Origin of the sequence: Streptomyces termitum (genome assembly GCF_014650175.1) — a bacterium.
In the GTDB taxonomy this organism is placed as follows: Bacteria; Actinomycetota; Actinomycetes; order Streptomycetales; family Streptomycetaceae; genus Streptomyces; species Streptomyces termitum.
In genome coordinates this window covers 53976-67614 of sequence record NZ_BMUL01000019.1, presented here as the reverse complement: position 1 = coordinate 67614, position 13639 = coordinate 53976, and the positions used below count along the sequence as shown (strand labels likewise).

Annotated in this window: 11 protein-coding genes and 1 pseudogene; 5 read left to right on the top strand and 7 right to left on the bottom strand. The window is 75.3% G+C overall.

Annotated elements, in window-relative coordinates; all coding sequences use genetic code 11:
* Window positions 1-103: 103 nt before the first annotated feature.
* Together IE219_RS27450 and afsK are read left to right on the top strand one after the other, a co-directional pair.
* Window positions 104-880: pseudogene (locus IE219_RS27450) on the top strand (VOC family protein); the annotation flags it as partial.
* A 348-nt stretch (window positions 881-1228) separates the two neighbouring features.
* Window positions 1229-3595 (top strand): protein serine/threonine kinase AfsK, encoded by a 2367-nt coding sequence (gene afsK / locus IE219_RS27445; RefSeq protein ID WP_189982294.1) that lies wholly within the window; start codon window positions 1229-1231, stop codon window positions 3593-3595.
* A gap of 52 nt (window positions 3596-3647) precedes the next feature.
* Here afsK and IE219_RS27440 read toward each other — a convergent pair whose 3' ends face one another.
* Window positions 3648-4247 (bottom strand): hypothetical protein, encoded by a 600-nt coding sequence (locus tag IE219_RS27440; protein ID WP_189982291.1) that lies wholly within the window; start codon window positions 4245-4247, stop codon window positions 3648-3650.
* Between the two features lie 145 nt (window positions 4248-4392).
* Here IE219_RS27440 and IE219_RS27435 point away from each other — a divergent pair, with 145 nt between their 5' ends.
* Window positions 4393-4938 (top strand): hypothetical protein, encoded by a 546-nt coding sequence (locus IE219_RS27435; RefSeq protein WP_189982290.1) that lies wholly within the window; start codon window positions 4393-4395, stop codon window positions 4936-4938.
* A gap of 12 nt (window positions 4939-4950) precedes the next feature.
* Here IE219_RS27435 and IE219_RS27430 read toward each other — a convergent pair whose 3' ends face one another.
* From IE219_RS27430 to IE219_RS27420, 3 genes are read right to left on the bottom strand one after another with little or no spacing between them, the layout of a single operon-like run.
* Window positions 4951-5748, bottom strand: a complete 798-nt coding sequence (locus IE219_RS27430; RefSeq protein WP_189982288.1) for an enoyl-CoA hydratase/isomerase family protein — start codon at window positions 5746-5748, stop codon at window positions 4951-4953.
* The gene (locus IE219_RS27425) at window positions 5745-6170 is read right to left on the bottom strand and encodes a Zn-ribbon domain-containing OB-fold protein (RefSeq protein WP_189982286.1); all 426 of its coding nucleotides are present in this window, start codon (window positions 6168-6170) and stop codon (window positions 5745-5747) included. The genes IE219_RS27430 and IE219_RS27425 overlap by 4 nt, the downstream gene beginning before the upstream one ends.
* Window positions 6171-6174: 4 nt before the next feature.
* A complete protein-coding gene (locus tag IE219_RS27420; RefSeq protein WP_189982284.1) occupies window positions 6175-7317 on the bottom strand; it encodes a lipid-transfer protein in 1143 nt (380 codons plus the stop codon).
* 90 nt (window positions 7318-7407) lie between these two features.
* Between IE219_RS27420 and IE219_RS27415 the strand changes: the two genes are divergently transcribed.
* Window positions 7408-8958 (top strand): FadD3 family acyl-CoA ligase, encoded by a 1551-nt coding sequence (locus IE219_RS27415; protein ID WP_189982283.1) that lies wholly within the window; start codon window positions 7408-7410, stop codon window positions 8956-8958.
* Window positions 8959-9093: 135 nt separating this feature from the next.
* Window positions 9094-9762, top strand: a complete 669-nt coding sequence (locus tag IE219_RS27410; protein ID WP_189982281.1) for an LppU/SCO3897 family protein — start codon at window positions 9094-9096, stop codon at window positions 9760-9762.
* Window positions 9763-9778: 16 nt separating this feature from the next.
* Here the strand turns inward: IE219_RS27410 and IE219_RS32345 are convergent, their stop codons facing one another.
* The 3 genes from IE219_RS32345 to afsR all read right to left on the bottom strand — a co-directional run bounded on the left by IE219_RS32345 (window position 9779) and on the right by afsR (window position 13531).
* The gene (locus IE219_RS32345; RefSeq protein ID WP_268256865.1) at window positions 9779-9904 is read right to left on the bottom strand and encodes a hypothetical protein; all 126 of its coding nucleotides are present in this window, start codon (window positions 9902-9904) and stop codon (window positions 9779-9781) included.
* 307 nt (window positions 9905-10211) lie between these two features.
* A complete protein-coding gene (locus tag IE219_RS27405; RefSeq protein ID WP_189982279.1) occupies window positions 10212-10442 on the bottom strand; it encodes a hypothetical protein in 231 nt (76 codons plus the stop codon).
* 218 nt (window positions 10443-10660) lie between these two features.
* Window positions 10661-13531, bottom strand: a complete 2871-nt coding sequence (gene afsR / locus IE219_RS27400; RefSeq protein ID WP_308434048.1) for an SARP-family global regulator AfsR — start codon at window positions 13529-13531, stop codon at window positions 10661-10663.
* Window positions 13532-13639 lie beyond the last annotated feature (108 nt).

Below are 13639 nucleotides of genomic sequence, written 5' to 3'. Positions count from 1 at the left end.
CGTCCCGGGGAACGGAACGCGCCACGGGCCCGACCGGGGGACCTCCCGCACGGACGGCGCACGCCGGGGCGCGCCGCCGCCCCCGCCGCCCTAGCGTGGAGCCATGGCGGCATGGACAGAGGGCACCCCCTGCTGGGTGGAGGCGCAGCTCCCCGACGTCGAGGCGGGCAAGCGCTTCTACGGCGAGCTGTTCGGCTGGACCTTCGCGGCGGACCGCGCCGAGGCGCTGCTGCGCGGGCGCCGCGCCGCCGGACTGCTGCCCAAGCGCGACGGCCGGATGCCCACCACCTGGACCGTCTACCTCGCCACCCGCGACGCCGCCGCCGTCGCCGGCCGGGTCCGGGCGGCCGGCGGCCACATGGTCATGGAGCCCTACCCGGCCGGGCCCGCCGAGGTCCTCGCCCTCGCCGCCGACCCCGGCGGCGCCGTCCTCGGCCTGCGCCAGACCGCCCGGGACGACGGCTTCCAGGTGGTGAACGAGCCCGGCTCCTTCTGCTGGATGGAGGTCTACACCCGCAGCCCCGGCCCGGTGGACACCTTCTACGCCTCCGTCCTCGGCTGGCTCGGCCACCAGGCCGACCCCGCCGCCGAGGGCAAGGCCCCCGGCTTCGACTACCGCGTCTGGTCCCCGCCCGGCGCCCGCCCCGGCGACGACAGCGCCTTCGGCGGCCGGGCCGTCATCACCGACGCCTTCCCCGCCGAGATGCCCGGCCACGTCCTCGTCTACTTCGCCGTCCGGGACTGCGACGCGACCTGCGCCACCGCCGTCCGGCTCGGCGGCCGGATCGCCGAACCCCCCGCCGACACCCCCTACGGCCGGATGGCCGTCCTCCACGACGACCAGGGCGCCCGCTTCGCCGTCCTCGCGGAACCGGAGCCCGCACCGGCCCCCGAGCCGGAGCCCGCACCGGCCCCCGAGCCGGAGCCGCCCCGGGCGACCGAGGAACGGCCGCCCCGGGAGCCGTCGCGGGAGCCCGAGCCGCAGCCTTCGCGGGAGCCCGAGCGGTCCCCGGGACCCGGGACCGGACCCGGGCCTGAGCCGGGAGCGAAGCCCGGGACCCGCACGGAGCGGGATCCGGAACCGCCGCCCCCGGAAGGGTGACCTGATCCGCTCCGTATGAGGCGCGACACCCAGATTCGCCCCCGGGTTCGTAATCAGGGCTCCGGACAGGAAGAATCAGGGGCCCGGGCCGTACCGTCATGGCCCGTACGGGGAGGTGGCAGGCAAGTGGAACAGCTGACGCAGCACGACCCGAGACGCATCGGGCCCTTCGAGGTGCTGGGCCGGCTCGGCGCGGGCGGCATGGGCCTGGTCTATCTGGCGCGCTCGGCGTCCGGCCGGCGCGTGGCGATCAAGACCGTGCGCACGGAGCTCGCGGAGGACCAGCTGTTCCGGGTCCGCTTCACCCGGGAGGTCGAGGCCGCCCGGGCGGTCTCCGGCTTCTACACGGCCGCCGTCGTCGACGCCGACCCGCGCGCCGCCGTGCCGTGGCTGGCCACCGCGTACGTTCCCGCGCCCTCGCTCGAAGAGATAGTGAACGAGTGCGGGCCGCTCCCGGCCCAGGCGGTCCGCTGGCTCGCCGCGGGCGTGGCCGAGGCCCTCCAGTCCATCCACGGCGCCGGGCTCGTCCACCGCGACCTCAAGCCGTCCAACGTCCTCGTCGTCGAGGACGGCCCCCGGGTGATCGACTTCGGCATCGCGTCCGGCGTCTCCAACACCCGGCTGACCATGACCAACGTCGCCGTCGGCACCCCCGCCTACATGTCGCCCGAGCAGGCTCGCGACTCGCGCAGCGTCACCGGCGCCAGCGACGTCTTCTCGCTCGGCTCCATGCTGGTCTTCGCCGCCACCGGCCACGCGCCCTTCCACGGCGCCAACCCGGTCGAGACCGTCTTCATGCTGCTGCGCGAGGGCCCCGACCTGGAGGGCATGCCCGAGGAGCTGCGGCCCCTCATCGAGGCGTGCATGCAGCGGGACGTCGCCCAGCGGCCCACCCCCGCCGACCTCCAGGCCATGCTCGCCCCGCACCTCTTCGGCCCCGGCAGCGACGACAGCGGCACCGCCTCCGCGTGGCTCCCGGCCAGCGCCGTCGGCATGATCGAGGCCCGCCGGGGCGGCCGGCCCAACCCGCCGCCGCCGGTCGCCCCGCCGCCGATGCCGCCCCGCCCGCCCCGCCCGTACGACGGCGGCGACCCGCGCGCCCCCGAACCCGCCGGGGTCGGCGGCGGACGCCACGCCGGCCCCGCCGACCAGGGCGGACCGGTCCGGCTCGGCGGCGCGACCGTGCCGATCGGCCCCGGCCCCCGGGTCGCCGACACCCGGGCGGCCATCGCCGTCGGTCAGGCCGCCGACCCGCACGCCACCGGCTGGGTCCGCCCGCCGGGCGGCGAGCCGACGCCCGCGCCCGTCCCGCAGCAGGGGCAGCAGCGGCCGGCCCCCGAGCAGCCCGGCCGGTGGCGGCCGTGGCGCTTCCGCATGTCGAACGACGTGTGGGGCACCCCCGTCGTCGACGGCGACCTGCTCTACGTCACCTCCTTCGAGGTGCACGCCCTGGACACTGGCAGCGGCCGGCGCCAGTTCAAGACCCGCGACGTCGCCTGGTCGATGGCGGTGGCCGGCGGCCGCATCCACGCCTCCGACGGGCCGACGCTCTACGCCCTCGACGCCACCGACGGCGGCGAGCGCTGGCGGCTGTCCACCGACGCCTGGGTGTACTCCCTCCGGGTGGACCGGGGCACCGTCGTCACCGGCACCCGGGGCGGCGGCGTCCAGGCGTGGGAGGCGTCCAACGGCGCCAAGCTGTGGGAGCTCACCGGCTGCCAGACCGACTTCGAGACCCCGGAGGCGGGCCCTGCGGTCCACGGCGACACGGTCTACGTGTGGCGGGACGCCCGGCTGAAGGCGCTGGACGCCCGCACGGGCACCGAGCGCTGGTCGTACCCGATCGGCGACGCCGCCTCCTGCGGGCACGTCCCGGTCCGGGTCGCCCCGGCCGAGGACGGCTGCGTGTACGTCGCCGCCGGCACCCGGGTGCTGTCGATCGACATCGCCGCCGGGCACGTCCGCTGGCACTTCGAGGCGCCCGCCGTCTTCCTCTCGCCGCCGGTCTTCGCCCCCGGCCCGGCCGTCACCGGCGGCGGCGTCTACCTCGCCGACCACCTCGGCACGGTGTACGCGCTCGACGCCACCACCGGCCAGGACCGCTGGCGGATCGCGACCGAGCAGCGCCAGTCCGCCGAACCGGTCCTGGTCGCGCACGGCAACGTGCACGTGGGCAGCGGCAGCGCGCTCTACACCCTGGACGCGGTCACCGGCACCCCCCGCTGGCGGTTCGCGGCCGGTGCCGAACTGGTCGGCACCCCCGTCGTCGCCGACGGCCGGGTCCACTTCGGCTCCGCCGACCACGTCCTCTACACCCTGGACGCGACCGGCGGGCAGCTCCGCTGGAAGCTCGCCACCGGCGGCGAGATCACCGGCTCGCCGGTGGTCCGGGGCGGGGTCGTGTACGCGTGCAGCAAGGACCGCTGCGTCTACGCCCTCGACGCGGCGAAGGGCACGGCCACCTCCGGCGGCCGGGGCGCCGCGCCCGCCTAGGCGCCCGGGTCCCGGGGCCGTGCCGGTCCAGGTCCCGGGGTGCCGTGCCGGTCTAGGGCCCCGGGGGCGCGTTCCGGTCGGTGCGCTCCCTCGGGGGTTCGACCGGGACGTCGAAGCGGCCCGGGGCGGCGTACGGCATCGACCGGGTCTCGGCGTCGCCCGCGGGCGGCGGGCCGGTGAGCGGCGGGCCGTCGAGCGTCGGGCGGGTGGGCGGCGGTTCCGGCGGGAGCCGGTGGCTGCGGGGCCGCCCGGACATCACCAGGGCGCCGATCAGCAGGAGCACGCCGCCGCCCAGGGCGTTCGCGACGCCGTCGCCCAGGCCGTGCCCGTCCCCGGAGACCGCCAGGCTCCCCTCGGCCTGCCCGACCCGCACCATCCACAGCACGGTGAAGCCGAGGACGACCAGCCCGGCGAGGGCGACCAGGAGCCGGGAGCGCAGGACGACGCCGACCAGGGTGACGAGGGCGGCGAAGGCGAAGGGGAGCAGGACCGAACCGAGGACGCCGGCCCGCGCGTCGGTGACGCCGGTGAAGAGGTCCCCGATCCGGTAGGTGCTGCCGTGACGGCCGTCGTACCAGGCACGGAAGGGGCTCCAGACGGCGGCCGTCGCTCCGACGAGGGCCAGGACCGAGCCGGCCACGTTGCGGATCATCGATCGGCCTCCTCGCGGTCGCGCGCGGTCCGGGATCCCTCCCTGCCGACGCTACGCCCGGTCCGCGGCCCCCGCCACGCGGCCCCGGCCGCCCCCGCTAGGGTGTGGCGCGAACATGCCCAATACACGTACGGGGGAGACGGCGATGGTACGGACCCGGCTGAAGATGGCCGCCACGCTCACGGTGGTGGTGCTCGCGCTGACCGGTTTCCAGACGAGCACCGGCGGCAGCGGCAGCGGTAGTGGCAAGAGCGGCAAGAGCAAGAGCAAGGGCGGCGGGGGCGGCTGCTCCAGCTCCAAGAAGAGCAACCACGACTACGACGACGACTCGTCCGGCGACTTCGGCGGCTCGGGCTCCGGCTCGTCCACCACGCCGACGCCCAGCCCCTCCGCCGAGGTGGAGGTCGTCGTCGTCGACTGCGTGAAGCCCGCCCAGAAGAAGGCCAAGGGCCGGCCCGCCCGCTCGGCGGACACCACGGCGACCCTCCGGATCACCTCGCACGCGGCGGCCCGGACCGTCTACCGGATCAAGCTGGAGTTCAAGAACGCCGCCGGTTCGGCGGTGGACACGGTCGACGCCGGGGTGACCGTCGAACCGAACGAGACGAAGACCTTCGAGGTGGCGATGAAGGCCCCGAAGACCGTCGACCGCGTCCGCAACTGCTGGGTGTACGACGTCCGCGAGGCGTAGCCGCCCCGCTCCTCACCGCAGCCGGTGCCCCCCCGCCCGCCTCTCGAACAGCTCGGCCTGCCGGTCCGCCGGGAGGTTGCCGAGCGTCACCAGGTGGGGGGCCAGGGCGAGGGCCTGGGAGCGGGTGGCCTCCTTGGCCGCCCACAGCGCCCGGACCGTGCCCTGCACGGCGGCGGTCGGGCAGGAGGCGAGGACGGCGGCCGCGGCGGTGGCCGCCGCCAGCGCCCCGCCCGCCTCCGTGACCTCGCTGACCAGCCCGATCTCGTACGCCCGCCGGGCGGAGACCCGCTCGGCGGAGCCCATCAGCGCCATCCGGGCGACCTCCCCGAAGGGCATCCGCCGCGCCATGTGGACGGTCTCGAAGGCGCTGACCATGCCGTAGGTGGTGTGCGGGTCGAAGAAGGACGCGGTCTCGCCCGCGATCAGGAACTCGGCCTCGCCCAGCAGATAGAAGGCGCCCCCGCAGGCCATCCCCTCGACGGCGGCGACCACCGGCTTCCACAGGTCGTTCGCCTTCGGTCCGATCGCGACCAGCGGGTCGTCGATCGTGTACGGGGAGGACGGCTGCGGCACCCGCCCGGCGTCCTCGCGGTCGACGCCGGTGCAGAAGGCCCGGCCGCCGGCGCCGGTGAGGACGACCGCCCTGACCCCGTCCTCGTACCGGAACCCCCGCCAGACGGCGGCGAGTTCGGCGGCCATGGCGAGGGTCAGCGCGTTGTGCTTCTCGGGGCGGTCGAGGGTGACGACGGCGACGCCGGTCTCCTTGTCGCGCTCGACCGAGACGTGGGAGGGGCCGCCGGGGGCGCTCATCCGCGCTCCAGGAGCCAGCGGGGCACGGCCAGGCCGTCGACCTCGGTGAAGGCGACGCGGACGGCGGCGCCGATGCGGAGCCGGGCCGGGTCGACGGAGTCGAGGCGGGCGCCGGGGGAGGCCACCACGTTCCCGGCGAGCCGGACGCGGGGCGCGTCGGCGAGCTCGACCAGGACCGCGTTGTACGGCGCCTGTTCGGCGTAGTCCGGCAGCAGCGGCGGGTGCGGCAGCACGTAGGACCAGATCCGGCCCCGGCCGGACATGAGCCGCCACTCGCTGTCGAAGCTCTGGCAGTGCGGGCAGCAGGGGCGGGGCGGGAAGCGCAGCTCGCCGCAGGCGGCGCACGCCTGGATCCGGAGCTCGCCGCGCGCCGCGTACTCCCAGAAGGGGGCGCCGTCTTCGTCGATGACGGGGTTCAGCATGCGGTCAGCTCCTCAGGAGTAGGGCCGAGGTGGGGACGCCCTCGCCGGCGGTGACGAGGCAGGTGGCGGCGGACGGCACCTGGGCCGTCGAGGTGCCGCGGAGCTGCTTCACGCCCTCGTTGATGAGGTTGAAGCCGTGCACGTACGCCTCCGAGAGGCCGCCGCCGCCGGTGTTGAGGGGCAGCCGGCCGCCGAGTTCGAGGGCGCCGCCCTCGGTGAAGGCGGCGCCCTCGCCGCGCCCGCAGAAGCCGTAGCCCTCCAGGGAGAGCGGGACCAGCGGGGTGAAGGCGTCGTAGATCTGGGCGACGTCCACGTCCTGCGGGCCGAAGTCGGCGGTCTTCCACAGGTGGCGGGCGGCGGTCCAGGCGGGCCCGGAGAGCGGGTCGTCGTTCCAGTAGTTGACCATGCCGTGGTGCTGGGCGGGCAGGCCCTGGGCGGCGGAGTGCACGTAGACCGGCCGCCGCCGGCAGTCGCGGGCGCGCTCGGCGGAGACGATCACGCAGGCCAGCGCGCCGTCGGTCTCCAGGCAGTTGTCGAAGAGGCAGAGGGGCTCGCTGATCCAGCGGGAGGTCATGTACATCTCCCGGGTCAGCGGGCGCTCGTACATGATCGCGTCGGGGTTCTGGTTGGCGCGGTTGCGGCAGGCCAGGGCGACGTTGAAGAGGTGGTCGCGGGTGGCGCCGTACTCGTGCATGTAGCGGCGGGCCAGCATGCCGATCTCGTCGGCGGGGCGGAGCAGCCCGAAGGGGCGGGTCCACTGGCCGGGGGTGGGAAGCTGGACGGCGGTGTTCTTCCAGGGGCGGGGGCCCGAGCCGCGCTTGCGGGAGCGCCAGGCGACGCCGACGGTCGCCTGGCCGGTGGCGACGGCGGCGGCGAGGTGGGCGACGGTGGCGCAGGAACCGCCGCCGCCGTAGCCGACCTTGGAGAAGAAGGTGACGTCCCCGGCGCCGATGGCCTTGGCGACCTCGACCTCGTCGGTCTCCTCCATGGTGTACGAGGCGAAGGCGTCCACCTCGGAGGGGGCGATCCCCGCGTCGTCGAGGGCGGCGAGGATCGCCCGGCAGGCGAGGGTCCTCTCGGACTCGGGGAGCTGTTTCGCGAAGGCCGTCTGTCCGATTCCGACGATGGCCGTGGCGTCCTTGAGCACCGGACCTCCTCATGGGGCAGCACTGCTGACAGCGCGTCAGGCTACAACTAATCTGACGGATAGTCAGCTAACGGGAGGGCGGAGGAAGCGATGCGCGGAGACCTGGAGTGGGGCACCATCCCCGGACTCGTCCGGGCGGCGGCACTGCGGTACGGCGAACGGGAGGCCGTCGCCGACGGCCGCGTCCGCGTCTCGTACGCCGAACTCGCCGCCCGCGTCGAACGGGCCGCCGCCGCCTGTATCGCCGCCGGCGTCCGCACCGGCGACCGGGTCGCCCTCTGGGCGCCCAACAGCCTCGACTGGATCACCGCCGCCCTCGGCGCGGTCACCGCCGGAGCCGTCCTCGTCCCCCTCAACACCCGCTTCAAGGGCACCGAGGCCGCCGACGTCCTCGCCCGCTCCCGGGCCCGCCTCCTCTTCGTCACCGGCACCTTCCTCGGCACCTCCTACGTCGCCTCGCTGCGCCGCGCCGGGGTCCCCCTGCCGCACCTGGAGCGGACCGTCGTCCTCGGCGACACCGCCCCCGACGAGGCCGAGTGGACCACCTGGAAGGAGTTCCTCGCCGAGGGCGACCGGATCCCCGCCGACCGGGTCCGGGCCCGCGCCGACGCCGTCGACCCCGACAGCCCCTCCGACGTCGTCTACACCTCCGGCACCACCGGCCGCCCCAAGGGCGCCGTCATCACCCACGCCCAGACCCTGCGCTGCTACCACGACTGGGCCGACATCGCCGGACTCGCCGAAGGCGACCGCTACCTGATCGTCAACCCCTTCTTCCACACCTTCGGCTACAAGGCCGGCGTCCTCGCCTGCCTCATGCGCGGCGCGGTGATCGTGCCCCAGTCCGTCTTCGCCGTCGACACCGTCCTCGCCAACATCGCCGCCGAGCGGATCACCGTCCTGCCCGGCCCGCCCACCCTCCACCAGTCGCTCCTGGACCACCCGGCCCGCGCCGCCCACGACCTGTCCAGCCTCCGCCTCGTCGTCACCGGCGCGGCCGTCGTCCCGCTCCTCCTCGTCGAACGGCTCCGCTCCGAACTCGGCGTCGGCACCGTCCTCACCGCCTACGGCCTCTCCGAGGCGAGCGGCCTCGTCACCATGTGCCGCCGGGGCGACCCCGCCGAGACCGTCGCCACCACCTCCGGCCGCCCCGTCCCCGGCACCGAGGTCCGGATCTCCGCCACCGGCGAGGTCCTGGTCCGGGGGCACAACGTGATGCGCGGCTACTTCGAGGACGAGGCCGCCACCGCCGAGGCGGTCGACGCCGAAGGATGGCTGCGCACCGGCGACGTCGGCGTCCTCGACGAGGCGGGCAACCTCCGCATCACCGACCGGCTCAAGGACATGTTCATCGTCGGCGGCTTCAACGCCTACCCGGCCGAGATCGAGCAACTCCTCGGCCTCCACCCGGACATCGCCGACGTCGCCGTCGTCGGCGTCCCCGACCCCCGGCTCGGCGAGGTCGGCAAGGCGTTCGCGGTCCGGCGGCCGGGCGCGCGGCTCACCGCCGACGACCTGATCGCCTGGTCGCGGCGGGAGATGGCCAACTACAAGGTGCCCCGGCAGGTCGAATTCGTGCCCGAGCTCCCGCGCAACGCCGGCGGGAAGGTCGTCAAGGGCGAGCTGCGCAAACGGAGTTGAGGTCTTCCCGGGGCGCGCGGGACGCAACCGGGAGAGTGCGTGTACACGTCATAGGGCAGCGGACGCCCCCGGGGCGCCCCCGGCGCGGCGCCCGCCGCCGCGCCGCCCCCTCCGAGCCCCCTCCGAGGAGCAGCAGTGTCCACGCAGGAGATCCCCCTCGCCCTCACCCCGCAACAGGCCGCCACCGGCGTCGTCATCCCGATCGACCTGCCCACCGGCCGCACCCAGCTCAGGATCCCGCCCTGCCGCCACGGCGACCTCGTCCGCGCGCAGGCCGGCGACGCGACCGTCCTGCTCCGGATCACCGTCACCGCCCCGCAGGCCGCGCGCTCCGGCACGTCCGGCCTGGCGGGCTGCCTCGTCCCGCTCGCCGTCATCGGCGCCATCGCGGCCGGCGTCCACTTCTTCGGCAGCGGCGAGAAGGAGAACCCCGACATCGCGCGGCCCGTCGTCCCCACCTTCTCGGTCTCGCCCTTCCCCAGCCTCGACCTGGACCTCCCCGGCACCGGCGGCACCCCCACGCGGGAGGAGCCCGACCCGTACGAGAAGGGCACCTGCCTCAACGGCACGCTCCCCGACTCCGAGACCGCGCAGAGCGTCAGCGGCGTCGACGAGGTCTCCTGCTCGGCCGCCGACGCCCACTACAAGGTCATCCAGACCTTCCCGTTCACGTCCGACATGAACAAGTGCGGCGCCAACCCGAAGACCGAGTACGCCTTCTCGCACCGCTACACGATGAACGGCACCACCATCAACGAGTACGTCTACTGCCTCGTCGGCCTGGGCTCCTACGCCCGGAACTAGGCGGCGCCCACCGGATTCAGCTGCCCCAGCCGGAGGAGACGGTGCCGGTCACGTGGACGTTGGCGGAGGCGGGGGCCGCGACGCCGAGGGTGAGGGCGGCGGCGACGGCCGCGAGGGCGAAGAGGCGCTTCGTGGCGCGCATGGCGGACTCCTCGGGACATCGGGACGAGCGGGCGGAACGATCATCGCGGTGGCGTACGCGCCCCGCGAACCGGAGCGGTCTACTTCGTCAGGTGGCGCGCACACGCGGGAGGGGCCGGGCTGTCGCCCGGCCCCTCCTCTCGGTGGTCCGATCGCGTCGCGCGCGGCCCGCACCGGGCGGATCCCCCCTGGTTCCGCCCCGGTGTCCCCCGGGACCGTGCGCTCCCCCGTCGACCGGACCTCCTCCGGACGGCCCCGGCGGCTCCCCCGAAGTCGCCGCCGGTGCCGTTCTCCCCGTCGGGAATGGTCTACTTGGCCGGCTCGGACGTGATGTGCACGTTGCCGAGGGGGGCGGTGGTGCCCTCGCCCGCGGTGGCCGGCTCGCCGGTGATGTGCACGTTCTTGATGCCGATCTTCTCGGCTATCGCGTCGGTGGCCTCGGTGTCCGTGATGTGGACGTTCTTGGTCTCCAGACCGGCGGTGGCGGGCTCGCCCGTGATGTGCACGTTCGCCGGGTTGACGCTCTGCTCGTCGCTCATGGCAACTCTCCTCGATCGTTCGGCAGGTGGGTCTCTGGGCCACGTCCGGCTGCTTCCCCCAACGGACAGCCGGACGTGACCCGAAGCAGGGCCGATCACCCTAGTGGGTCGGGGTGACGTTCCTACCGCTGACCCGTCTGCCCCCCGACGCGACGGATCGATGAGTGAAGCATGGCGCGGTGCGATAAACGAACGATGAACGCGCAGCCCGGGCGGGATCAGCCCGCCGGACAGCGCGTCAGGAGCTCGCGCACCTCCGCCGCCTCCGGCGACCGGGTGGCCTCGAATATGGCCAGGGCGTCCTGCCAGCACACCACCGCGCGGCCCTGCTGGCCGATGCCGCGCAGGGCGTGCCCCAGCACCATGAGGACCTTGCCGCGCCGCCACTCGCCGCCGACGTCCCGCAGCACGGTGAGGGCCGTCTCGGCGTTGGAGGCGGCCCGGGCGTACTCCCGGTCGGCGATGTCCACCTCGGCGAGGCGGAACAGGGTCATGCCCTGCCACAGCCGCTGCCTGCTGTCCGTGAAGGTGGTGAGCGCCTCCCGCAGGCAGTGCGAGGCGTCGGAGAGCCGCCCGCCCTCGGTGAGCGCGATGCCCATCGCGTACCGGCCGTTGGCCCCCTTGAGGGCGTGTCCGAGGTCGTCGTACATCTCGGTGCCGCGCCGGGCGAAGGCCACGGCCGTGCCGGGCCGCCCGGTCGCCAGGTGGACCCGCGACTGGTTGCACAGGGCGCTGGCCTCCCCGGCGAGGTCCTCGCAGCGCCGGAAGTCCTCGATGGCCCGCACCAGGTGCTCCTCGGCCTCCTCGTAGCGGGCCCGGTAGAAGGCGACCACGCCGAGGAGGTTGGAGGCCCAGCACAGGGGGAGCGGATCGGGCGAGCCGGTCGCGAGGGCGCGGGCCCGGCCGGCCTCCTCGCCCGCCAGGTCGAAGCGGCCGGAGAGCTGGTGCACATAGGCCAGGGTGATGGCAGCGCGGCCCTGGGCCCGGACGTCGCCGGTGCGCACGGCCGCCTCCCGCAGGACCGTCGCCACCGCCTCGTACTCCTTGGAGTCGGTGCCCGACTCGGCGAGGTCCAGGGAGGCCCACAGGAGGTCCACGGCGCGGCGGAGGGTCGCCGGGGCGGCGGCGGACTGGCGGACGCAGGAGAGGAGGCAGCGGGACTCGGCGTACAGCCAGTCCTGGGCCTCGTGGCGGTCGGTGAAGGACAGGCCCTCGTACGCGGTCCGCTCCAGGTGGTCGACCAGCCGGTCGCCGGGGCGCTCGATGGCGTACACCCGGGCCGCCGTCGACAGGTAGAAGTCGAGGAGCCGGGAGAGCGCCGCCTCCTTCTCCGTCGGCGGGTGCTCGTCCCGGTCGGCGCACGCCCGCGCGTACAGCCGCACCAGGTCGTGGTAGCGGTAGCGGCCGGGCGCGGCCGATTCGAGGAGGGACGTGTCGACCAGGGCCTCCAGGAGGTCTTCGGTGTCCCACAGGGGCAGGTCGAGGACGGCCGCCGCGGCGGCCAGGGAGATGTCGGGGCCGTCGGCCAGGCCGAGGAGGCGGAAGGCGCGCGCCTGGGCCGGCTCCAGCTGGCCGTAGCCGAGTTCGAAGGTCGCCTTGACCGCGAGGTCGCCCGCCTGGAGCTCGTCGAGGCGGCGGCGCTCGTCGGCCAGCTTCGCCGCCAGCACCGAGACCGTCCAGGTGCGGCGGGCGGCCAGCCGGGAGGCGGCGATGCGGATCGCCAGCGGCAGGAAGCCGCAGGCCGCGACGACGTCCAGGGACGCCTCCCGCTCGGCCCGCACCCGCTCCGCGCCGACGATCCGGGTGAAGAGCTGGAGCGCCTCCTCGGGGGACATCACGTCGAGGTCCACCAGGTGCGCGCCGGCCAGGTCGACCATCCGGATGCGGCTGGTCACCAGGGCCGCGCAGCCCGCCGTGCCGGGCAGCAGGGGGCGGATCTGGGCGGCGTCCCGGGCGTTGTCGAGGAGGACGAGGACGCGGCGGCCGTCGAGGGTGGAGCGGTAGAGCGCGGCCCGCTCCTGCACGGAGTCGGGGATGGCCGCGTCGGGGGTGCCGAGGGCGCGCAGGAAGGAGCCGAGGACGGTCTCCGGGGCGGCGGCCCGGGCGCCCGCGCCCTGGAGGTCCACGTACAGCTGCCCGTCCGGGAAGTGCCGCCGGGCCTCGTGGGCGACGTGCACCGCGAGGGTGGTCTTGCCGACGCCGCCGATGCCGGCGAGGGCGGAGACGGCCATCACGGAGCCCTCGGCGGTGGAGAGCCGGGCGCCCAGCTCGCGGACGAAGGCGGCCCGGCCGGTGAAGTCGGGCACGGTGGCGGGCAGTTGGGCGGGCCGGGCCAGGGGCGCGGCGGCCGGGGCCTGCTCCTCGACGGGGCGGGCGAGTTCGGTGTCGCCCTGGAGGATGCGGCGCTGGAGCCGGGAGAGTTCGGGCGTGGGGTCGACGCCCAGCTCGTCGGCGAGGAGGCGGCGGGTGTCGGCGTAGACGGCGAGCGCCTCGGCCTGCCGGCCGCCCCGGTAGAGGGCGAGCATCAGCAGTTCGCGCAGGCGCTCGCGCAGCGGGTGCGCGGCGGTCAGCGCGGTCAGCTCGGAGACGGCCTCGGCGTGCGCGCCGATCTCCAGGTCGACGTCGAGGCGGGTCTCCAGGAGGGTGAGCCGCCACTCCTCCAGGCGGGTCCGCTGGCCCTCGGCGTACGGCCCGGGGACGGAGGCCAGGACCTCGCCCTCCCACAGGTCGAGGGCGTCGGCGAGCCGGGCGCGGGCGGCGGTCCGCTCGCCGCCGGCCCGCAGCTTCTCGGCCTCCCCGGCCAGCGCGCGGGCGCGGGCCAGGTCGAGGTCGCCGGCCCGCAGGGCGTAGCCGCCGGACTCGCTGACGAGGACGTCGGCGCCGAGGACCTTGCGGAGCCGGGAGGCGTAGGTGCGCAGGGCGGCGAGCGCCTGGGAGGGCGGTTCCTCGCCCCAGAGGGCGTCGATGAGCTCGGCGGCGGTGGCGGTCCGGCCGCCGCGCAGGAGCAGGGCGGCGAGCAGGGCGCGCTGCTGGGGCGACCCGGTGGCCAGCGGTTCGTCCCCCCGCCAGGCCCGGACGGGCCCGAGCACGCCGAACCGCAGCCCGGCGGCCGGGGTCCCGGACGCGGGGGTACCCGGAGCCGCGGAAACTGTCGCCGCTCCTGCCCCCGTACCCGCTCCCGCGCTCGCTTCCGTACC

What these genes read in the sequence shown, in the direction of transcription:
- IE219_RS27405 (WP_189982279.1), bottom strand. Translation starts at nt 10,442, where the DNA reads ATGAGCGACGAGCAGAGCGTCAACCCGGCGAACGTGCACATCACGGGC.
- IE219_RS27440 (WP_189982291.1), bottom strand. Translation starts at nt 4,247, where the DNA reads ATGATCCGCAACGTGGCCGGCTCGGTCCTGGCCCTCGTCGGAGCGACG.
- IE219_RS27435 (WP_189982290.1), top strand. Translation starts at nt 4,393, where the DNA reads ATGGTACGGACCCGGCTGAAGATGGCCGCCACGCTCACGGTGGTGGTG.
- IE219_RS27415 (WP_189982283.1), top strand. Translation starts at nt 7,408, where the DNA reads ATGCGCGGAGACCTGGAGTGGGGCACCATCCCCGGACTCGTCCGGGCG.
- IE219_RS27425 (WP_189982286.1), bottom strand. Translation starts at nt 6,170, where the DNA reads ATGCTGAACCCCGTCATCGACGAAGACGGCGCCCCCTTCTGGGAGTAC.
- IE219_RS27430 (WP_189982288.1), bottom strand. Translation starts at nt 5,748, where the DNA reads ATGAGCGCCCCCGGCGGCCCCTCCCACGTCTCGGTCGAGCGCGACAAG.
- IE219_RS32345 (WP_268256865.1), bottom strand. Translation starts at nt 9,904, where the DNA reads ATGCGCGCCACGAAGCGCCTCTTCGCCCTCGCGGCCGTCGCCGCCGCC.